This window comes from Dietzia sp. MNB45 (genome assembly GCF_051994785.1).
Lineage (GTDB): Bacteria > Actinomycetota > Actinomycetes > Mycobacteriales > Mycobacteriaceae > Dietzia > Dietzia kunjamensis.
The window spans coordinates 1361127-1381749 of sequence record NZ_CP163397.1 but is presented as its reverse complement, the minus strand read 5'-3'; the positions used below and the strand labels follow the sequence as shown (position 1 = coordinate 1381749).

Sequence of the window (20623 nt, the reverse complement as noted above, 5' to 3'; positions counted from 1 at the left end):
CGCCCCCGGTCACAAGTTGAGGTAGTGCCGCAGCTCGTACGGGGTCACGTCGTTGCGGTACTCGCGCCACTCGCGCCGCTTGTTGCGCAGGAAGAACTCGAAGACGTGCTCGCCCAGCGCCTCGGCGACGAGCTCCGACTCCTCCATGGCGTCCAGCGCCTGCTCGAGGCTGCCGGGGAGGTCGGTGTACCCCATCGCCCGCCGCTCGCGCCGGCTCATGGTCCACACGTCGTCCTCGGACTCCGGCGGCAGTTCGTACCCCTCCTGGACGCCCTTGATCCCGGCGGCGAACATCACCGCGTAGGCCAGGTAGGGGTTGCAGGCCGAGTCCGGGCTGCGCACCTCGATGCGGCGCGAGGACGCCTTGTTGGGCGTGTACATGGGCACACGGACGAGCGCCGACCGGTTGGCCCGGCCCCAGGTGGCCGCGGTGGGGGCCTCGCCTCCGCCGATGAGTCGCTTGTACGAGTTGACCCACTGGTTGGTCACCGCCGAGAACTCGGGCGCGTGGGTGAGGATGCCCGCGACGAACGACTTCGCGGTATCGGACAGCTGGTACTCGTCGTCCGGGTCGTGGAACGCGTTGGCGTCGCCCTCGAACAGGCTCATGTGGGTGTGCATGGCCGAGCCCGGGTGGTCACGCAGGGGCTTGGGCATGAACGACGCCCACACCCCGTTGTTCATGGCCACCTCCTTGACCACGTAGCGGAACGTCATGATGTTGTCCGCCATGCTCAGGGCGTCGGCGTAGCGGAGGTCGATCTCCTGCTGGCCCGGGGCGCCCTCGTGGTGGGAGAACTCCACCGAGATGCCCATCGCCTCGAGCGCCTCGATCGCGTGGCGCCGGAAGTGCGGGGCGGAGTCGTGCACGGCCTGGTCGAAGTAACCGCCGTTGTCGGTGGGCACCGGCTCCGCGCCGTCCGTGTCCAGGTCCTTGAACAGGAAGAACTCGATCTCGGGGTGGACATAGCACGAGAACCCGAGGTCGGCGGCCTTGCTGAGCTGGCGGCGCAGGACGTGCCGCGGGTCCGCCCAGCTGGGGCTGCCGTCCGGGTTGAAGATGTCACAGAAGATGCGCGCGGAGTGCTGCTTGCCGTCGGCGTGGGCCCACGGGAGCACCTGGAAGGTCGACGGGTCGGGCTTGGCGACGGTGTCCGCCTCCGACACCCGGGAGAAGCCCTCGATGGCGGAGCCGTCGAAGCCGATCCCCTCCCCGAAGGCGCCCTCGAGTTCGGCCGGCGCCACGGCGACCGACTTGAGGGTGCCGAGGACGTCGGTGAACCAGAGCCGGACGAACCGGATGTCGCGCTCTTCCAAGGTCCTGAGAACGTACTCCTGCTGGCGGTTCATGCGGTCCAACCTAGTGCCTGTCGTGTTACGAGCGTGTGACATCCGCCCGCCCCGACGCCCACCGGACCCCTCCGTGCCGGTCGTGGCAGACTCGTCCGCGACAGCGCACGGATCCCGCCGCGCACGTCACCGCCCCCTGTCCACCCGGGTACCGGCGCTCCAGCCGGCCTCGAGGTCATCGAAGGAAGGCCACACTCCCATGAGCGACACCCCCGACTCCCCGGTCTACGGCGCCGGCGGCGCACCGGACCAGACGCCGAAGGGCGACGGGCCGCAGGGCCTGACCCGGGTCACCCGTCTGCACCACCTCGCCGAGCTCAAGGCCGCCGGCGAGCCGTGGCCGATGCTCACCGCCTACGACTTCGTCTCCGCGCGGTTGTTCCAGGAGGCCGGGATCCCGGTGCTGCTCGTCGGCGACTCGGCCGCCAACGTGGTCTACGGCTACGACACGACGGTCCCGGTGACCGAGGACGAGATGATCCCGCTGGTGCGGGCCGTCACCCGCGGCGCCCCGAAGGCGCTGGTCGTGGCGGATCTGGTGTTCGGCAGCTACGAGGCCTCGCCGACGCAGGCCGTGGCCGCGGCCACCCGCATGATGAAGGAGGGCGGCGCCCAGGCCGTCAAGCTCGAGGGGGGCGTGCGGATGGTCCCGCAGATCAAGGCGATCGTCGACGCCGGGATCCCCGTGATGGCGCACATCGGCTTCACGCCGCAGTCGGTCAACGGGCTGGGCGGGTTCCGGGTCCAGGGTCGCGGCGACGCGGCGGATCAGCTGCGCGCCGACGCCCGCGCCGTCCAGGAGGCCGGGGCGTTCTCCGTGGTGATGGAGATGGTGCCCGCCGACCTGGCGCGGGAGGTGACCGCGGAACTGGAGATCTCCACCGTGGGCATCGGGGCCGGCAACGGGTGCGACGCCCAGGTGCTGGTCTGGCAGGACATGGCCGGGCACAGCACGGGCCGCACCGCGAAGTTCGTCAAGCGGTACGCCGAGCTGGCCGACACGCTGCGGGACGCCGCCCGCGAGTACGGCACCGAGGTCCGCTCGCGGGCCTTCCCCGGCGCCGAGCACTCCTTCTGACCGTGATGGCACCGACGACCGACCCCGGGCGCGGCGCCGCCCGCCGCGCCCCCTACCCCGCCATCGAACCCCACGACAGCGGGATGCTCGACGTGGGCGACGGGCAGCACGTGTACTGGGAGTGCTCCGGCAACCCGGACGGCGCCCCCGTCCTGTTCGTCCACGGTGGACCCGGTGGCGGGACGACGCCCGAGCACCGACGCATGTTCGACCCGGCCGCCTACCGGATCATCCTGCTCGACCAGCGGGGGTGCGGACGGAGCACCCCGCACGTCGCCGACGGCGCGGACCTGACGGTCAACACCACCTGGCACCTTGTCGACGATCTCGAGCGGCTGCGGGAGCACCTCGGGGTCGAGGAGTGGCTGGTCTTCGGCGGCTCGTGGGGCTCCACCCTGGCGTTGGCGTACGCCCAGGAGCATCCCTCCAGGGTCCGCGGTCTGATCCTGCGCGGCGTCTTCCTGTGCCGCCCGAGCGAGATCGACTGGTTCTATCGCGGTGGGGCCGCGCACCTGTTCCCGGACGTGTGGGAGGGCTACCTCGCGCCGTTGCTCGCCGCGGACGGCCCCGACGCCGTCCATCAGCCGGGCTACGACCACGTCGCGACCTACCACCGGCTCCTGCACTGCGGGGATCCGCAGGTCGAACTCGAGGCGGCCCGCGCGTGGACCACGTGGGAGACGTCCACCTCGACCCTGCTCCCCCGACCCGCCGGCGCCGGCGGCGACCTCGATCGCTTCGCCCTGGCCTTCGCCCGGATCGAGAACCACTACTTCGTCCACGACGCGTTCCTGCGGGGCCGGGCGATCCTGGACCGCATGGACCGGATCGCCCACCTGCCCGCCGTGATCGTCCACGGCCGCTACGACGTGGTGTGCCCGGTCGCCAGCGCGTGGGAGCTGCACGCCGCGTGGCCGGGTTCGGAGCTGCACATCGTCCCCGACGCGGGGCACGCGATGGCCGAACCCGGCACGACGCACCACCTGCTGGAGGCCACGGACCGCTTCCGGCCCTGAGGCGCCCGGGCCGGGCGCGCACCCGTCTCAGACCACCCCGAAGCGGCGCGTCATCGCGACCGTGCCCTTCTGGTAGCCGGTCGGGAACAGCCGGACCAGGGCGTCGAGCAGGTGGGCGTCGACCCCCACCAGCACGCGCGCCCTACGTCGCTCGACGCCGTCGAGGATCACCCGCGCGGCCGTCGACGGCTCGGTGCGCGCGAACTTCGCGTCGAAGATCGCGGCGAAGTTCGCGCTGTCCAGCCCCTCGGCCGCGCCGGCGCTCCGGGCGACGGCGGTCTTGATCCCGCCCGGGTGGACGCAGGTGACGTCGACGGGGTGCCCGGCCGCCATCATCTCCATCCGCAGGGACTCGGTGAACTGCTGGACCGCCGCCTTGGCCGCGTTGTAGGCGTTCTGGGTGGGCACGGACAGGAACGCGAAGATGCTGGAGATGTTGACCAGGTGGCCGTCGCCGGAGGCGATGAGGTGCGGGAGGAACTCCTTGGTGCCGTGCACGACGCCCCAGTAGTCGACGTCCATCACGCGGGCGATGTCCTTGTAGCCGGACTGCTCGACCGCCCCGGTGAACGCGATGCCGGCGTTGTTGACGACGAGGTGGACCACGCCGAAGTGCTCGGCGACCGCCCCCGCGTACTCGGCGACCATCGCCTGTTCTGTGACGTCGAGACGCTGCGAGTGCACGTCGGTGGCGCCGTCACCGCGCGCGAGTTCGACGGTCCGGGCCAGTCCGTCTGCGTCGATGTCGCTCAGTGCCAACCGGGCGCCGCGCCGCGCGGCCTCGCGCGCCAGTTCGCGCCCGATCCCCGAGCCGGCGCCGGTGACGACGACGACCTTGCCGTCCATCCGCCAGCGGGGGCGGCGGGCCAGCGATCCGACTGTGCCGAACAGTCTGCCGATCGGGGCGCTCACCGGAGGGCCTCCTGCCCGGTACGCGTCGCGGCCGTGGCGTCGGTCGCGGTCCGCCGGTAGGCGCTCAGGTCGAACTCCCGGGTCTGGTTGCGGAAAGTGAAGGTGTAGTCCGGCCACACGGCCGGCGCGTTGCCCTTGTCGTCGAGGTACCAGCTCCGGCAACCGGTCACCCACACGGTCTCGCCGGTGCTGTCGCGCAGTTCGCGGTTGTACGCGTGCTGGACGGCCGCACGCACCTCGACGGTCTGCAGGCCGCGGTCCCGCATGGTGCGCAGCGCGTCCACGAGGTAGTTGAGCTGGGACTCGATCATGTAGATCATCGACGAGTGCCCGAGTCCGGTCGCGGGGCCCACCAGGACGAACAGGTTGGGGTAGCCGGCGACCGTGGTCCCCTTGTAGGCCTCCATCCCTTCGCTCTGCCACTTGTCCGCCAGGGTGCGCCCGTCCGTTCCGCGGACGCGCTCGAAGAACGGTGAATCGGTGACGTGGAAGCCCGTGGCCACCACCAGGACGTCGGCGGGGTGCTCGGTTCCGTCACCGGTGACGATCCCGCCCTCGGTGACGCGGGTGATCGGCTCGATGACCACGTCGACGTTGTCCCGGGACAGTGCCGGGTACCAGGTGTTGGACAGCAGGATGCGCTTGCACCCGATCTCGAAGTGCGGGGTGAGCCGCGCGCGCAGGGCACGGTCGCGCACCTGCATCGCCAGGTGTGCCCGTCCGAGCGCCTTGATGGGTGCCAGCGCCGCGCGGGTGCGGGTCAGGCCCACCACCTGGAACTCGCGGCTGGCGTACTGCAGGGCCCGCACCGCGCGCTGCAGCCCGGGCACCCGGCGGTACAGCGACCGCTCGAACCGGGGGTACTGCCGGTCCATCCGGGGCAGGACCCAGGGCGCGGTGCGCTGGTAGACGTCGAGGTGCGCCACGGTCGGGGCGATGGACGGAACCACCTGGATCGCCGAGGCGCCCGTGCCGATCACCGCGACTCGCTTGTCGGCCAGCGTCACCGAGTGGTCCCAGCGGGCGGTGTGGAAGACGGGCCCGGCGAAGTCGCCGATGCCGTCGATCTCCGGGAGCCTGGGCTCGCACAGTGCGCCGACGCCCAGCACCACCACGCGGGCGTCGTACTCACCCTCGCTGGTGCGCACCGTCCACCGGCCGCGGGACTCGTCGTAGTCCACCGAGGTGACGTCGACGCCGAAGCGAATCTTCTCGCGCACGCCGGCCTCGTGGGTGACCTTCCGGATGTAGTCGTAGATCTCGCCCTGCGGCGAGAAGGCCCGTGACCAGTCGGGGTTGAGGGCGAACGAGTACGAGTACAGGTGGGACGGGACGTCGCACGCCGCGCCCGGATAGCTGTTGTCGCGCCACGTCCCGCCGACGTCGGGGCCGCGTTCGAGGACGACGAGGTCGTCGAAGCCCTCCTGCGCGAGCCGGATGGCGGCACCGAGTCCGGAGAACCCCGCCCCCACCACCAGGACGTCGACGATCTTCGGCTGATCCACAGTCTCTCCCTTACGACGAACGTGTGACCGTAGCCACTGACCTTACCCGCCGGTAAGTCCGGAAGGGGCGGCGCTCACTGCCGGTGTTCATCCTTTACTGATACAACCGGACCATGACGATCAACGAGACCGTCGAGGTCGAGAGCAAGTTCGAGGTCGACGAGCACACCCCGCTGCCCACGGTCGACGCCCTGGCGCCTCTCGTCGCGGACGTCCCGGTGGAGCACCAGCTCTCCGCCACCTACTACGACACCGCCGACCTCTCGCTCACCCGGCACAAGGTCACACTCCGGCGCCGCACCGGCGGGGACGACGAGGGTTGGCACCTCAAACTGCCCGACCGGGCGGGACGCGTCGAACTGCAGGCCCCGCTCGGCGACGGCGACCCCCGTGACGACGTCGTCCCCGCGGAGCTCGTCACGGCCGTCGCCGGGCTGGTCCGCCGTCGGCCCCTCGAGCCCGTCGCCCGCATCGACAACCGCCGGCAGGTCCTCACGCTGCGGGACCCCGACGGGGCCGCGGTGATCGAGTTCTGCGACGACCGTGTCTCCACCGAGTCGTTCGTCGCCGGCGGATCAACGGCGGGATGGCGGGAATGGGAGACCGAACTGGTCGATCCGGCGCGACCCGATGCACACGATCTTCTCGCGACCGTCGCCGCCGCCTGCGCGGACGCCGGGGCTCACGCCTCGTCGTCGTCGTCCAAACTCGCCCGCACCATCGGCCCACTCCCCGACCTCTACGAGCGCGGCGTCTCGCCCGTGCGCGACGCCCTTGTCCAGGACCTGCAGCAACTCCTCGACCACGATCCGGCGGCCCGGCGCGTCACCGTGGTGGGCGTCCACCAGATGCGCGTCGCGGTCCGTGGCCTGCGGAGCACCATCAGCTCGTACGCCGACGAGCTCGGGGCGGAGACCGCCGGCACCGACATCGACCCGGCCGCGCTCCTCGCCGAACTCAAGGAACTCGCCGCGGTGCTGGGCAAGGCCCGGGACATCCAGGTGGTCGACCAGCGACTCGGGGCGCTGGCAGCCGACTACCCCGAGGACGTGGTGACCGCACGGACCCGGCATCTCCTGCGCACCGAGTTGGACTTCGAGGAGCAGCGCGCGGGCGAACGCGTCACCGCGGCGCTGCTCTCCGACCGGTACCTCGACGTGGTCGACCGACTCCACGAGCTGGTCCGCGTCGCGGGAACAAGCTCCGCCGCAGCGGGGGGCGGGGCGTCGTCGAAGGGCGGTGCTCCGTCGAAGGGCGGTAGGAAGCGGCGCGAGGCCGAGGAGACTCTGCTGCGCGGGGTGGACCGGCAGTTCTCCAAGTTCACCAAGGTCCGCACTCGCACCGAGCGCGACCTGGACTCCCTCGATCTGACGCTGGCCCAGCGGGAGGAACTCACCCACGTCGTGCGCAAGCGCGCCAAGGCACTGCGCCGCAACGTCAGTGCGGTTCCGAACACGGAGGACCTCACGGTGGCCCCGCTGCGTACGGCCTGCGACCGGCTGCACACGGTGCTCGGGGAGGTCCAGGACAGCGTCACCACCCGGCAGTGGATCCGGCGCATCGCGCGGCGGGCCGAGTTCGCCGGTGAGTCGACGTTCGGCCTCGGCGTGCTCTTCGAGCACGAGCGGGCGTTCTCCGAGCGCACCCTCGAGGGGTTCGAGAGCGACGCCGCGGCGGTCACGGCCGCCTATCGCGAACTGTCCGAGTCACGGCGTGCGGCACGGCGGCGCCGGAAGAAAAAGGACAAGAAGAACAAGAAGAAGGGCGGGAAGAAGTAGGACGGCCCGGCTCGACCTCCCGGGCTCGTACTAGTCGTCCTGGGCGTCCCAGGCCTCGTTGCGGGCCTTCGCCTTGGCCAGCGCCGCCTCGGCCTCGCCGCGCGTGGCATAGGGGCCCATCCGGTTGTCCCAGTTGGTCACCTTGCCTTGCTGCGCCTGACCTGTGGCGATGTCGTAGTACCACTGTTCGTCCGACACGGTGGGCCTCCTCGGTTCGACGGGACGGGCTTGTCACCTCGGACACTACTATCCGGGTCCGGACCCGCCACCGCGCGCCGCGGTGGCGCCTGCCGGGGATGGGGCGAACGAGTCGGCCTGTAAGCCGGATCCTGTGCCCTCCGCGGGCGGAGGGCGACGACCATCCATCTGGGCACTCCGTCACCGGGTACCTCGAGCGGTCCACCCGCGGACTCGGGCGAGCAGCCCTCCCGTGCATCGCTGCACACAATCCGCGCAGCCGCACCGCGAGCGGTGCGACCTTCGACCTTGCTCCGGGCGGGGTTTACCTAGCCGCCCCGGTCACCCGGGGCGCTGGTGCGCTCTTACCGCACCGTTTCACCCTTACCGCGCCCGCAGGCGCGGCGGTCTGTTTTCTGTGGCACTGTCCCGCGGGTCACCCCGGGTTGCCGTTAGCAACCGCCCTGCTCTGTGGAGTCCGGACTTTCCTCGGGCCGGGGCCTGGTCGCCTGTGGCGCCGGTTCCCCTGTCCGCGGCCGTCCGGCCGACTCGTTCGCTCCAGGGAGTCTAGTCGCCCGCGCGGGTCGGTCGGGGTGCGGGCTCAGACGAGGTGGGAGGTGTCGTTGACCAGATGCACCGAGGTGGGCCCGTCGGAGTAGAAACGCACGTCGGAGACGGAGGCGAGATCCAGGTGCAGCCGGAACAGCAGTTCGTCCCCGGCACCCAGGCCCGCCCGGATCGCCAGTTTGATGGGGGTGACGTGGCTGACGACGGCGACCACGCCGCCGGGGCGGTCGGCGACGATGCGCCGCAGTCCCCGCTCGACGCGCGCCCGCACCACGGCGAAGCTCTCGCCGCCCGGGGGCGCGACGGCGGTGTCGCTCAGCCACTGCGAGTGGAGGTCTGGATCCTGCTCGGCGGCCTCCCGGAAGGTGAGCCCCTCCCACCCCCCGAAGTCGGTCTCGATGAGGTCCTCGTCCACCACCAGGGGCACGCCGGTGGCGTCGGCGGCCCGCTCGGCGGTGCCCAGACACCGGCGCAGCGGGGAGGAGACCACCGCCGCGAGATCCGGCAGTGCCGCGAGCCGGGCGGCGGTGCGCTCGGCCTGGGTGACGCCCAACTCGGTGAGCTCGGGGTCGCCCTGCCCGGAATAGCGCCGGTCCACCGACAGCGGGGTCTGGCCGTGACGGGCCAGGACGATCCGGGTGGGACGCCCGGTGGCGCCGGTCCAGCCCGGCCCGCCGGTGGAGCCCGGCCCGCCGGTGGAGCCCGGCCCGCCGCTCACGAGTTGTCGGTGCGGACCACGATCACACCGCACTCGGGGCAGTTCAGCACCTCGTCCGCGGGAGCGGAACGGAACGCCGAGACGGTACTCCGGTCGAGGTCCATGGCGCAGGCCGAGCAGCGGCCTCCGTTGAGGATCGCCGCCCCTCGGCCCGCCTTCGCGGCGCTACGGGTGTAGTGATCGAGGAGGTCGGCGGGGACGGTCTCCGCGTCGCGGGCCCGTTCGGCCATCGTCTCGGTGACCGCGTCCTCGAGCTCGGCGAGAGCGGTGTCCCGCAGCGTCGCGGCCATCCCGATCCGCGCGTCCAGGTCGGTGACGATCGCCCCGGAGTGGCGGACGTCGGCCTCCATGGCCTCGTGACGTTCGCCCAGCTCACCCAGCTCGCCCTCGAGGGCCTCCTGGCGGCGGGCCAGCGAACGCAGCTCGTAGTCCAGTTCGGTGGCCTGTCGCTCGGACAGGCCGCCTTTGGCCAGCCGATCAGAGTCGGCGGCCCGGCGCCGGCGCACGGCCTCCAGATCGGACCGCAGCTTGGCGAGGGCGCGGTCGAGATCCTCCAGGTGGATCCGGGCCCGGGCGACGGACTCGGTGGCGGCCCGCCGCTCGGCCTCCAGCTCGTCCAGGGTCGTCTGCTCGGGTAGCTGCGACCGCCGGTGCTCGAGACTCGCCAGGCGCAGGTCGAGGTCGGCGATGTCGACGAGTCGACGCTGGTCGTGGGGATCGGCCTTCATGGGTGCCAAGACTACCGCTGTACGCGCCCTCCCCCGGCGGCCACCGTCCAGGGGTCCGTCCGCTGCTCGCACACCGTCGCCGTGAGGTCCGCCCCCTCCTCGAGCAGGGCAGCGGCCTGGGCGCACCACGGGAACTCCAGCGCCCAGTGCGCGGCGTCGACGAGCATGGGCCCGCCCCAGCGAAGGTGCTCGTCCACGACGTGGTGGCGCAGGTCCCCGGTGAGGTAGACGTCGGCGCCCGCCGCGCGGGCCGCGCCCAACAGTGAGTCGCCGGATCCGCCACACAGCGCGACGCGCCGGATCTCGGCGTCGGGGTCGCCCGCGGCGCGGACCCCCCACTCGGTGGTGGGCAGACGTTCGGCCACGAGCTCGGTGAACTGCGCAAGCGTCATCGGTGCGTCGAGTTCGCAGATCCGCCCGAGCCCGGTGTCCTCGGGCCCCGGCCCGGGTCCGGCGTGGTTGACGAACACGTCCATGGCGGGCACCTCGTAGGGGTGCCCGGCCAGGACGGCTCGCCGCACCGCGGATCGCAGCTCGGGCGGCGCCACGAACTCCACCCGCGTCTCGGAGACCCGCTCGGGCTCGCCGATGGTGCCGATGGCCGGGTCGGTGCCGTCGCCGGGGCGGAACCGGCCGGTGCCCTGAACGGAGAACGAGCACTCGGTGTAGCCGCTCATCCGTCCCGCGCCGGCGGCGAACACCGCGTTCAGCAGGTCGTCGAGGTCCTCATCGGGCACGGTCACCACCCACCGGTCGACGGTGCCGTCACCGGTGGGGGCCAGGGGGCGACCGGGGGTCAGGCCGAGCACGTCGGCGAGGGCGTCGTTGACCCCGGGTCGCGCCGAATCGGCGTTGGTGTGGGCGGCGTACAGGGCGCATCCACCGGCGATGAGCTTGTGCAGCAGGCGCCCTTTGGGGGTGTCGGCGGCGATCGAATGCACCCCCCTCAGCAGCGGGGGATGGTGAACGAGGAGCAGGTCGGCGCCCTCGGCGAGCGCGTGGTCGACCACGGCGTCGGTGGCGTCCACCGCCACCACGACCCGCTCCACCTCGGCCGCCGGGTCCCCGGCGACCAGCCCCACGCGGTCCCACGACTCGGCCAGCCGCGGCGGGTAGGCGTGCTCCAACAGGTCGATCACGTCGGCCAGGGTGGGCCTGCCGGTGGTCATGGTCGCTCCCCTTCCTGTTCACCCGCCGCGGCGCGACCTGTCCGTGCCGCGACCTGTCCGAGCCAGGCTCCGACGAGTTCGTCCACCATCGTGCCCGGCCGCACCGCCAGTCGCAGGTAGGTGGCGTCGAGGCCGGGGAACGTGTCGCAGCGGCGGGTGACGATCCCCCGGCGCACGAGCCCGGTCCGGAACGCGACCGGGTCGATCCCGGCCGGGGTGCGGACCAGGACGAACGGTGCGGACGGGGGCACCGCCACCTCGATCCCGGCGGCGTCGAGGGCGCGGACCATCGCGTCGCGCTCGGAGACGACCTGCGCCCGCGCGGCCTGGAGTTCCGGATCGGCCGCCGGACCGACGCACGCCCGGATGGCCTCCAGTTGGAGAGTGCCCAGGGGCCAGTGCGGACGGTGCGCGGCGAGATCGGCCAGCACCGACGAGTCTCCGACGGCGTACCCCACACGCAGGCCGGCCAGCGCCCACGTCTTGGTCAGCGACCGCAGCACCACGAGGCCCGGCAGGTCGGCGCCGGCCAGGGTGTGGGCCGCCTCGTCCGCGAGGATGTCGCAGAACGCCTCGTCGACGACCGTCACCCGTCCGGGCCGGCACAGCGCCGCCACGGCGGACCGGGGGTGCAGCACCGAGGTGGGGTTGGTGGGATTGCCGACGACGACGAGGTCCGCCTCCTCGGGAACGAGACCGGGATCGAGGTCGAACGGAACCGGCAGGAGGACCCGCTCCACCGGCACGCCGGCCCGTCGCAGTTCGAGCTCCGGTTCGGTGAAGGACGGGTGTACCACCGCCGCTCGCAGCAGGTTCCGGGCCGCGTGCGCGGCGAGCAGGTGGAACCCCTCCGAGGCGCCGCCCAGCAGCAGGACGCGGTCGCGTCCGACCCCGTGACGGGCGGCCACGGCGGAGAGGGCGGCCTCGTCGTCGTCGACCCCGGGGTATCCCCCCAGGTCGGCGAGGCGGGCCGCCAACCTGTCGCGGAGCCAGCCCGGCGGCCCCGACCCGCGCACGTTGACGGCGAAGTCCAGGGCGCCGGGGACCAGCTCGGCGTCACCGTGGTGCCGCAGCGCCGCCCACGACGCCGGGTCGGGGCGCTGTCCGGGATTCTCGCTCATTCCCGGAAGCGTAGGACGACCACGCGCGGCGCACGGCCGCGGACCGGCGGGGGAACCCGCGCGGCGGACTCTGGGAGGATGGCGGCATGACCGACCGCCCGATCCTCCTCGTGGACCTCGACGGCACCATCACCGACTCCCTCGACGGCATCGCCAAGTCCCTCCACCACGCGCTCGGCGTGGTGGGCGCGCGCTGGGACGACTCCCGCGACATCCGTTCCATCGCCGGCCCGCCCATGGTCGACACGTTGACCTCGCTCGGCCTCGCCGGGGCCGACCTGGACCGGGCGGTGGCGGCCTACCGTGAGCGCTACGACGAGGTGGGGTGGCTGGAGAACGCCGTCTTCACGGGGATGGACGCGCTGCTCGACCGACTCGCCGTCGACGGTTACCGGATGGCGGTCGCCACGAGCAAGGACCAGGTCGCCGCGCGCCGGATCCTCGGGCACTTCGACCTGGCCGCCCCCTTCGAGTTCATCGGTGGGGCGGACATCTCCGTCGGCCGGATGGCCAAGGCCGACGTCATCGCGCACTCGCTCTCCGCGATGGGCGTCGACCCCACGCCCGTCGACGGCGGCGGGACCGGGCAGGTACTCATGATCGGCGACCGCGAACACGACATCGAGGGCGCCGCCCGCTACGGCGTCCCGACCGCGATCGTGCGCTGGGGCTACGGGCGGCCCGAGGAGTGGGACCGCGCCCACTGGTCGGCCGTCGACACCGCGGCGCTCGAGGAGATCATCCGTGGGTGGTGAGTCGCGGGTGCGGGTGGTGTTCGTCTGCACCGGGAACATCTGCCGCTCCCCCATGGCCGAGGTCATGGCCCGCCGGGCGTTCCACGACGCCGGGCTCGGCGACCGGGTGACCGTCTCCAGCGTCGGCACCGGCGACTGGCACGTCGGCAACGGCATGGACGCGCGCGCCGCGGCAGAGCTCGCAGCCCACGGCTACGACACCGGGCACGTGGCCTCGCAGCTGTCCCCCGGCGACCACGACGCCGACCTGGTGGTGGCCCTCGACACCGGCCACCGCGACCACCTGCACCGGGCAGGGGTCGACCCGGCCCGGATCCGGCTGCTGCGGTCGTACGACCCCCGCGCACACGAGCACGGCGCCGACGGCGCGGACGTGGCCGACCCCTACTACGGAGACGACAGCGGCTTCACCCGCACCCGCCTGCAGATCACCGCGGCCCTGCCCGGGCTGGTCGCCGAGGTGCGCGAGCTCACGGGGTAGCGGGCACACCTGCCCCGGGACCCGCCGCGCCGGGACGGATACCCTGGGAGCATGCGGATACTGCGGCGTTTCCTGACCCCGGGATGGGTGATCGGCGTCCTCGCCGCGGCCCTGTTCGCCTGGGCGTGCTTCGCGCTGCTCGCCCCGTGGCAGCTGGGCAAGAGCGACGATCTCGACGCCCGCAACGCCCGCCTGGCCGAATCCGTCGAGGCCGAACCCGCGCCGCTGGCGCAGGTGGTGGACGGCCCGCAGGCCTACGCCGAGCGCGAATGGCGCCTGGTCACCCTCACCGGGGAGTGGCGACCGGACTCCGAGGCACTGCTGCGACTCCGGTCGGTGGACGGCGAGCTGGTCTACCAGGTTCTCACGGTGTTCGACCCCGTGGACGGCGCGGACATGCTGGTCAACCGCGGATACGTGCTCGTCGGGGAGAACAACGCGGTACCGGACTATCCCGCCGCCCCCGCCGGCGAGGTCGAGATCACCGCCCGGCTGCGGGTCACCGAGCCCGGCGAGGCCGAGCCCGTCCCGATGGCCGGACTGCCCGCCGTGCGCGTGGTGGACCCGGTCGTCATCGGCGACACCCTCGGACACGACCTCGTGTCGGAGGGCTACCTGCAGCTGGCCGGGGGCCAGCCCGGATCGCTCTCCCCCGCCCCGATCCCCGGCATCGAGAACGGCCCGTACCTGTCCTACGGACTGCAGTGGCTGGCCTTCGGCGTGCTCGCCCCGGCCGCGCTCATCTACTTCGCCTGGGCGGAGATCCGGGCCCGGCGTCGCGACGCCGAGGTCGCGGCCGCCGACGCCGATCAGGGGGCGGGGACACCGGATGACGGCACCACGCCCACCGCGGGGACCGACGCCCGGGGTGGCGACACCGATGACCTCGGCCGCGACGGCGGCGGCGATCCCGCGAACGGTGACGCGTCGGGCGGCGGCTCGGACGGCGGCGGCCGGGGAGCCACCGAGCTCGACGAGGCGTCCGCCCGTGAACGCGCGATGCGGGCCCGTTACGGCGACCGCAACGACGCCGAGCAGCGCAGGGCCTTCCGCCGAGCGGACCGCCTCCGGACCTGACCCGCGCCGAGCCCTCGGCACCGGGTGCGGCCGGTCGTCATCGGCCGGTTGTCATCGGTCGGTCTTCGTCATCGGTGCGCGCGGAGGGAATCGAACCCCCGACCGCTGGTGTGTAAGACCAGAGCTCTAACCGCTGAGCTACGCGCGCGTGCGCACCGACGCGTCGATCGCGCCGGTGCGGTCAGATTATCCCACCCGGGACAGCGCCCCACCCCGGGGCGCACGAGGGGTCCGGGGTGCCGCGATCACTTGCGGGGCATGCTGTTCTTCCGCAGGGCGAGCCGGCTTCCGGCCCAGTCCCCGAGCGCGGCGGTGCGCGTCTGCAGCATCCCCGCGGTCTGGGCGGACTCCGCGATCACTGCGGGCACCACATGCCCGTCGAGCCCCGTCTTGGGGGTGAGGACCCACACCGAGCCGTCGTCCGCCAGGGGGGTCATGACGTCCATGAGTCGGTCGACCAGGTCGCCGTCACCGTCCCTCCACCAGAGCAGTACCGCGTCGACCACCTCATCGGTGTCCTCCTCCAGCAGCTCTGATCCGACGGCGTCCTCGACGGCCTCGCTGATCGACTCGTCACAGTCGGAATCCCATCCGACCTCCTGAACGAGCATGCCCTCCGTCAGTTCGAGCTGACCAGCTACCTGGTCCGCTCCGTCCTGCTGGTTCGCCGCGGCGACCACCGTGGTGTTCCTCCCTCTACTCCGTCGTGCTACTTCTCGGGTCTTTCGCTGACCAGGAACACTACCCGCGCACACCCGCCGGGGAAACGACTACCGCCCATTTGTCGGTGTGTCGGCTCAGGCGACGGTGTCGCGCGTCACGCTTTGGGGCACAATCGGAACCGGTGGGCCTACGGTGGCCCGCCCCGAGCCCGACGCGATCCGCCCACACCTGCGGGCCGCGGCCCGGGCCCGACGATGTACCACGACATGTGGTGGCCCCACCGGGCGACCACGGTACGAATCACAGAAGTGAGGACGATACGCATGAGCGGAAACGAAGGCCCACGGGACGGGACCGCACCCACCAACGTGCCGATTCTCCGGGAAGGGGTGGCCTCCTACCTGGCGGACTCCGACCCCGAGGAGACCCAGGAGTGGATGGACTCGCTCGACGGCCTGCTCGCCGAGGCCGGGCCCGAGCGCGCCCGTTACCTCATGCTGCGTCTCCTCGAGCGAGCCTCCAAGCAGCGTGTTCCGCTGCCCGCCCTCACGTCCACCGACTATGTCAACACCATCCCCACGAGCCTCGAGCCGGAGTTCCCCGGCGACGAGGCGGTGGAGCGGACCTACCGTCGATGGATCCGGTGGAACGCCGCCATCATGGTCCACCGCGCCCAGCGGCCCGGGATCGGCGTGGGCGGTCACATCTCCACCTACGCCGGGGCGGCCCCGCTCTACGAGGTGGGGTACAACCATTTCTTCCGCGGCAAGGACCATCCCGGCGGCGGCGACCACATCTACTTCCAGGGCCACGCCTCCCCCGGCATGTACGCCCGGGCCTACCTCGAGGGCCGGTTGCGGGAGCAGGACCTCGACGGGTTCCGGCAGGAGAAGAGCCATCCGGGGCGCTCACTCCCCTCCTACCCCCACCCCCGCTCGCTGCCCGAGTTCTGGGAGTTCCCCACGGTCTCGATGGGTCTGGGGCCGATCAACGCCATCTACCAGGCACGGTTCAACCGCTACCTCCACAACCGCGGCATCAAGGACACGTCGCAGCAGCACGTGTGGGCGTTCCTCGGTGATGGTGAGATGGACGAGGTCGAGTCGCGCGGCGCGCTGCAGATCGCCGCGAACGACGCCCTCGACAACCTCACCTTCGTCATCAACTGCAACCTCCAGCGTCTCGACGGGCCGGTCCGCGGGAACGGCCAGATCGTCCAGGAACTGGAGTCGTACTTCAGCGGCGCCGGCTGGAACGTCATCAAGGTGGTCTGGGGTCGCGAATGGGACGCCCTGTTCGACAAGGACACCGAGGGCGCACTCGTCTCGCTGATGAACTCGGTCTCCGACGGCGACTACCAGACCTTCCGCGCCAACGACGGCGCCTGGATCCGCGAGCACTTCTTCGGCCGCGACCCCCGCACCGCCAAGCTCGTCGAGGATATGACGGACGACGAGATCTGGGCGCTGCGCCGCGGCGGGCACGACTACCGCAAGATCCACGCCGCGTACAAGGCGTCGCTCGAGCACACCGGCCGGCCGACGGTCATCCTGGCCCACACCATCAAGGGCTTCGGGCTGGGCCAGAACTTCGAGGGGCGCAACGCGACCCACCAGATGAAGAAGTTGACGCTCGACGACCTCAAACTGTTCCGCGACAAGCAGCAGATCCCCATCACCGACGAGGAGCTGGAGGCCGATCCGACCCAGCCGCCCTACTACAACCCGGGGCCGAACTCGCCGGAGATCCGCTACATGCTGGACCGCAGGTCCGCCCTCGGCGGGCACGTCCCCGAGCGGCGCCAGACCTTCACACCCCTGGCCGTGCCGGGCATCGACGCCCTGAAGTCACTCCGCAAGGGGTCGGGTAAGCAGGCCGTCGCCACCACCATGGCGCTCGTGCGGACGGCCAAGGAGCTCATGCGCGACGAGTCCCTGCGCGACCGTTTCGTGCCGATCATCCCCGACGAGGCCCGCACCTTCGGCATGGACTCGTGGTTCCCCACCCTGAAGATCTACAACCCGCACGGGCAGAACTACACCTCGGTGGACCACGACCTCATGCTGAGCTACAAGGAGGCCAAGGACGGCCAGATCATGCACGAGGGCATCAGCGAGGCGGGGTCCGTCGCCGAGTTCACCGCCGCCGGGACCGCGTACGCGACCCACGGCCAGCCGATGATCCCTCTGTACATCTTCTATTCCATGTTCGGGTTCCAGCGCACCGGCGACGGCATCTGGGCCGCCGCCGACCAGCTCGCCCGCGGCTTCCTGCTGGGCGCCACCGCCGGCCGCACGACGCTCACCGGCGAGGGTCTGCAGCACATGGACGGCCACTCCCCGCTGTTGGCCGCGACCAACCCGGGGATCATCTCCTACGACCCGGCGTGGGCGTACGAGGTCGCCCACATCATGCGCGCGGGCATCGAGCGCATGTACGGCCCCGGCGCGGCCCACGAGACCGAGACCGACGGCATCGACCGCAACGTGTCGTACTACATCACCCTGTACAACGAGCCCGTTCCGCAGCCGGCGGAGCCCGAGGACCTGGACGTCGACGCCCTCCTGCGCGGTCTGTACCGCTTCCGCGCGGCGGAGGCCGGGAGCCACAAGGCCTCCATCCTCGCGTCCGGCGTGGCGATGTATGCGGCGGTGGAGGCGCAGAAGATGCTCGCCGACAAGTGGGACGTCGCGGCCGACCTGTGGTCGGCGACCTCGTGGACGGAGCTCGCCCGTGACGGCTTCGAGTGCGAGCGCCACGAGCTCCGTCACCCCGATCAGCAGCCGCGCATCCCGTTCGTCACCGCGGCACTGGCGTCGGCCGAGGGGCCGAAGGTCGCGGTGAGCGACTTCCAGAAGGCGGTTCCGGACCAGATCCGCGCCTGGGTCCCCGGGGACTTCACCGTCCTCGGATGTGACGGCTTCGGGTTCTCCGACACCCGGCCCGCGGCCCGCCGCTTCTTCAACACGGACGCCGAGTCGATCGTCGTGGCCGTCCTCGCGGGCCTGGCCCGCGAGGGGACCATCGACAAGACCACCCTGCTCGAGGCGGCGCGTCTGTACCGGATAGACGACGTCATGGCCGCCCCCGAGCCGACGACGGACCCCGGAGTGGCGTGACAGACATGGCCGACCCCGGGACCGGGGAGAGGGACGCACAACCCGTCCGGCGGCGCTCCGCGACGCCGCCGGACGATCGTCCCGTCTCCGATGCCCTGCTCAAGCGCATCACCCGGTACTCGGGGACCCTGTCGACCGAGGCGGTCCGCGCGTTGGAACAGGATCTGGCGTTCTTCGCCGAGTTGTCCGCCGACCAGCGGGCCGAGATCCAGCTGATCATCCAGAGCGCGGTGCGCGACTTCGTCACCTGGATGCGCAACCCCGAGGCCCCGCACACGGACACCATCGCGGGGTTCAAGTTGCTCCCCAAGGGGCTCGGCCAGGGGCTGACCCTGCAGCAGACGGTCCAGCTCGTCCGGTCGACGTGTGAGTACTTCGAGCTGGTGATGCCACGGATCACCCACAACGAGCGCCAACGCGGACTCATGATCACCGCGGTGCTCAAGTTCGGCCGTGAACTCGGCTTCACCGCGGCGGCGGTCTACGCCGCCGCCGCGGAGAACCGGGGAGCCTGGGACACCCGTATGGAGGCGATGCTGGTCGACGCCGTGGTCCGCGGTGATCGTCATGCCGACCTCGCCTCCGGTGCCTCGGCCCTGAACTGGGACCCGACCACCGCGGCGACGGTGATCGTCGGCAGGCCCCGTGAGGAACTCGGACTGGCGTCGGTGCCCGCCGCGCACAAAGCCGCGGTCGCGGCCGGCCGCCACGCACTGGCCGTGGTACAGGGCGCGCGCCTCGTCGTCATCCTCTCCGGGGAGCTCGAGTCCTCCTCCGCCGTCCCGGCCGAGGTCCTCGACTCCTTCTCACCCGACGCGCCGGTCGTCGTCGGGCACACGGTGAGCTCCCTCGCCGAGGCCCCGGACAGCGCGACCGAGGCGCTCTCCGGCGTGGCGGCGGTCTGTGGCTGGCCCGGCGCCCCCCGACCGGTCGCGGCGATCGACCTCCTGCCCGAGCGGGTCCTCGCCGGCGACCGGGGCGCGGCGACGATGTTGGTCGACCGAGTCGTCACACCGCTGAGGGGCGCAGACACCTCGGTCGAGAACACCCTCCGGGCCTATCTGGACTCCGGCGGGCACGTCGAGGCGTGTGCCCGCGAGTTGTACGTCCATCCCAACACCGTGCGGTACCGCCTCAAGAGAGTGAGTCAAATCACCAAATTCGACCCGCTTAACGCGAGGGACGCTTTTGTCCTGAGAATCGCCCTCGTCCTCGGGAAGTTCGCCGACCGAAGCACTCAGGAGTCGTAATCAATCACTCCCGTAACAAGGTGTAACGAAATCGAACCGACCGGAGATGGACGACCAGCCAGCTCGTCATTTGTGGGAATCGTACAAAATCCCGGCTGTGTTTCTGGCTTGGGGAACATCATCCTAAGAGGGGCGGGGCGTGTTCTCTGATACCCGTGCTTTGCCTTACTGCCCCTGGACAAGGGTCTCAGAAAGCCGGGATGCTCGCGCCCTGGCTCGAGTTGCCCGGTGCCTCGGACCGTCTCGACGAGTGGTCCGCATCGAGCGGACTCGACCTCGAGCGTCTCGGCACGACCGCGACCCTGCAGGAGATCACCGACACCGCGGTGACCCAGCCACTCGTCGTCGCCTCGGCCCTGCTCGGTGCCGCCGAGTTGCGCCGTCGCGGCCAGGTGCCCTGCGACACGATGGTGGCCGGCCATTCGATCGGCGAGATCGCCGCGCTGGCGATCGCCGGGGTGGTGTCGGAAGCCGACGCCCTGCGTCTGGCGTCCGTCCGCGGTGCCGCGATGTCCCGGGCGTGTGCCGAGCGCCCCACCGGCATGATCGCGGTGCTGGGCGGGGTCGAGGCCGATGTCCTGCTGTCGCTGGACACCGCCGGGCTGCAGCCGGCCAACCGTAACGGCGCGGGCCAGATCGTGGCCGCCGGCCCGCTCGAGGCCTGCGACGCCCTGGAGCAGAATCCACCGAGCCGGGCCCGCCTGCGTCGACTGGAGGTCGCCGGGGCGTTCCACACCCACCACATGGCCTCCGCCGTCGACGAGGTCCGCGACCTGGCCGACACGATAGAGGTCAACGACCCGGAGCTGACGCTGGTCTCCAACGCCGACGGCATGGTCGTCACCTCCGGTCGCGACGCCCTCGACAGGGTCGTCTCCCAGATCACCCATCCCGTCCGGTGGGACCTCTGTATGCAGACGATGCTCAAGTTGGGCGTCGATGCGTTCATCGAGCTGCCGCCCTCCGGCTCACTCGTCGGGTTGGCCAAGCGCATGATGCGTGACGTTCCCCGGTACGGCGTGACCACCCCCGAGGACCTCGAACTCGCCCTCGAGTCGGTCCCCGCACTCAGCGGCGCCTGACCGCTCCTCCCACCCCCGATCGTCGGCCCCGGCCGGCGATCGCGACCAGACCATCCGTCGCGCCCGCCGGGCACGGC

17 protein-coding genes, 1 tRNA gene, 1 other RNA gene and 1 pseudogene are annotated in these 20623 nt (G+C 71.5%); 9 read left to right on the top strand and 11 right to left on the bottom strand.

Annotated elements, in window-relative coordinates; genetic code table 11:
* Positions 1 to 9: 9 nt before the first annotated feature.
* Positions 10 to 1350, bottom strand: a complete 1341-nt coding sequence (glnA, locus tag AB5G72_RS06740) for a type I glutamate--ammonia ligase (RefSeq protein WP_067714196.1) — start codon at positions 1348 to 1350, stop codon at positions 10 to 12.
* A gap of 199 nt (positions 1351 to 1549) precedes the next feature.
* Between glnA and panB the strand changes: the two genes are divergently transcribed.
* Positions 1550 to 2428 carry a 3-methyl-2-oxobutanoate hydroxymethyltransferase gene (gene panB / locus AB5G72_RS06735; RefSeq protein ID WP_067714199.1) on the top strand — a complete coding sequence of 293 codons (879 nt, stop codon included), beginning with the start codon at positions 1550 to 1552 and terminating at the stop codon, positions 2426 to 2428.
* Positions 2429 to 2433: 5 nt separating this feature from the next.
* Positions 2434 to 3444: a prolyl aminopeptidase gene (gene pip, locus AB5G72_RS06730; RefSeq protein ID WP_440221278.1), complete on the top strand. Its 1011-nt coding sequence runs from the start codon at positions 2434 to 2436 to the stop codon at positions 3442 to 3444.
* A gap of 27 nt (positions 3445 to 3471) precedes the next feature.
* Here pip and AB5G72_RS06725 read toward each other — a convergent pair whose 3' ends face one another.
* Positions 3472 to 4290: an SDR family NAD(P)-dependent oxidoreductase gene (locus AB5G72_RS06725; protein ID WP_440221475.1), complete on the bottom strand. Its 819-nt coding sequence runs from the start codon at positions 4288 to 4290 to the stop codon at positions 3472 to 3474.
* A 62-nt stretch (positions 4291 to 4352) separates the two neighbouring features.
* The gene (locus tag AB5G72_RS06720) at positions 4353 to 5861 is read right to left on the bottom strand and encodes a flavin-containing monooxygenase (protein ID WP_440221277.1); all 1509 of its coding nucleotides are present in this window, start codon (positions 5859 to 5861) and stop codon (positions 4353 to 4355) included.
* Positions 5862 to 5974: 113 nt separating this feature from the next.
* Here AB5G72_RS06720 and AB5G72_RS06715 point away from each other — a divergent pair, with 113 nt between their 5' ends.
* Entirely contained in the window at positions 5975 to 7639 is a 1665-nt protein-coding gene (locus tag AB5G72_RS06715; RefSeq protein ID WP_440221276.1) for a CYTH and CHAD domain-containing protein, read from the top strand.
* 30 nt (positions 7640 to 7669) lie between these two features.
* Here the strand turns inward: AB5G72_RS06715 and AB5G72_RS06710 are convergent, their stop codons facing one another.
* The 6 genes and pseudogenes from AB5G72_RS06710 to cobC form a co-directional block, all read right to left on the bottom strand.
* Positions 7670 to 7837: an SPOR domain-containing protein gene (locus AB5G72_RS06710; RefSeq protein WP_132061872.1), complete on the bottom strand. Its 168-nt coding sequence runs from the start codon at positions 7835 to 7837 to the stop codon at positions 7670 to 7672.
* A gap of 104 nt (positions 7838 to 7941) precedes the next feature.
* Positions 7942 to 8368: RNase P RNA component class A (gene rnpB, locus AB5G72_RS06705), an RNA gene on the bottom strand.
* Between the two features lie 49 nt (positions 8369 to 8417).
* Positions 8418 to 9053 (bottom strand): annotated as a pseudogene (locus tag AB5G72_RS06700) (histidine phosphatase family protein); the annotation flags it as partial.
* Positions 9054 to 9097: 44 nt separating this feature from the next.
* Complete coding sequence (locus AB5G72_RS06695; protein WP_440221275.1) at positions 9098 to 9829, bottom strand: zinc ribbon domain-containing protein; 732 nt, start codon at positions 9827 to 9829, stop codon at positions 9098 to 9100.
* 11 nt (positions 9830 to 9840) lie between these two features.
* Positions 9841 to 10998, bottom strand: coding sequence for a Nif3-like dinuclear metal center hexameric protein (locus tag AB5G72_RS06690; RefSeq protein WP_440221274.1), 1158 nt, complete (start codon positions 10996 to 10998; stop codon positions 9841 to 9843).
* The gene (cobC, locus tag AB5G72_RS06685) at positions 10995 to 12119 is read right to left on the bottom strand and encodes an Rv2231c family pyridoxal phosphate-dependent protein CobC (protein ID WP_440221273.1); all 1125 of its coding nucleotides are present in this window, start codon (positions 12117 to 12119) and stop codon (positions 10995 to 10997) included. The genes AB5G72_RS06690 and cobC overlap by 4 nt, the downstream gene beginning before the upstream one ends.
* 86 nt (positions 12120 to 12205) lie before the next feature.
* Between cobC and AB5G72_RS06680 the strand changes: the two genes are divergently transcribed.
* From AB5G72_RS06680 to AB5G72_RS06670, 3 genes are read left to right on the top strand one after another with little or no spacing between them, the layout of a single operon-like run.
* Entirely contained in the window at positions 12206 to 12874 is a 669-nt protein-coding gene (locus AB5G72_RS06680; RefSeq protein ID WP_301162368.1) for an HAD hydrolase-like protein, read from the top strand.
* Complete coding sequence (locus AB5G72_RS06675) at positions 12864 to 13355, top strand: low molecular weight protein-tyrosine-phosphatase (protein WP_256821474.1); 492 nt, start codon at positions 12864 to 12866, stop codon at positions 13353 to 13355. The genes AB5G72_RS06680 and AB5G72_RS06675 overlap by 11 nt, the downstream gene beginning before the upstream one ends.
* A gap of 51 nt (positions 13356 to 13406) precedes the next feature.
* On the top strand, positions 13407 to 14432 hold the full coding sequence (locus AB5G72_RS06670) for an SURF1 family cytochrome oxidase biogenesis protein (RefSeq protein WP_154830960.1): 1026 nt from the start codon (positions 13407 to 13409) through the stop codon (positions 14430 to 14432).
* Between the two features lie 75 nt (positions 14433 to 14507).
* On the opposite strand, the gene AB5G72_RS06665 is transcribed toward AB5G72_RS06670, so the two are convergent.
* Together AB5G72_RS06665 and AB5G72_RS06660 are read right to left on the bottom strand one after the other, a co-directional pair.
* A tRNA-Val gene (locus AB5G72_RS06665) sits at positions 14508 to 14580 on the bottom strand.
* A gap of 97 nt (positions 14581 to 14677) precedes the next feature.
* Positions 14678 to 15112, bottom strand: a complete 435-nt coding sequence (locus AB5G72_RS06660; protein ID WP_096905691.1) for a DUF3052 domain-containing protein — start codon at positions 15110 to 15112, stop codon at positions 14678 to 14680.
* Positions 15113 to 15418: 306 nt separating this feature from the next.
* Here AB5G72_RS06660 and aceE point away from each other — a divergent pair, with 306 nt between their 5' ends.
* From aceE to AB5G72_RS06645, 3 genes are all read left to right on the top strand, one after another.
* Positions 15419 to 18214, top strand: a complete 2796-nt coding sequence (aceE, locus tag AB5G72_RS06655; protein WP_132061884.1) for a pyruvate dehydrogenase (acetyl-transferring), homodimeric type — start codon at positions 15419 to 15421, stop codon at positions 18212 to 18214.
* 5 nt (positions 18215 to 18219) lie between these two features.
* A complete protein-coding gene (locus AB5G72_RS06650; protein WP_159148116.1) occupies positions 18220 to 19464 on the top strand; it encodes a PucR family transcriptional regulator in 1245 nt (414 codons plus the stop codon).
* A 155-nt stretch (positions 19465 to 19619) separates the two neighbouring features.
* On the top strand, positions 19620 to 20546 hold the full coding sequence (locus AB5G72_RS06645; RefSeq protein ID WP_440221272.1) for an ACP S-malonyltransferase: 927 nt from the start codon (positions 19620 to 19622) through the stop codon (positions 20544 to 20546).
* The last annotated feature ends 77 nt before the right edge of the window (positions 20547 to 20623 follow it).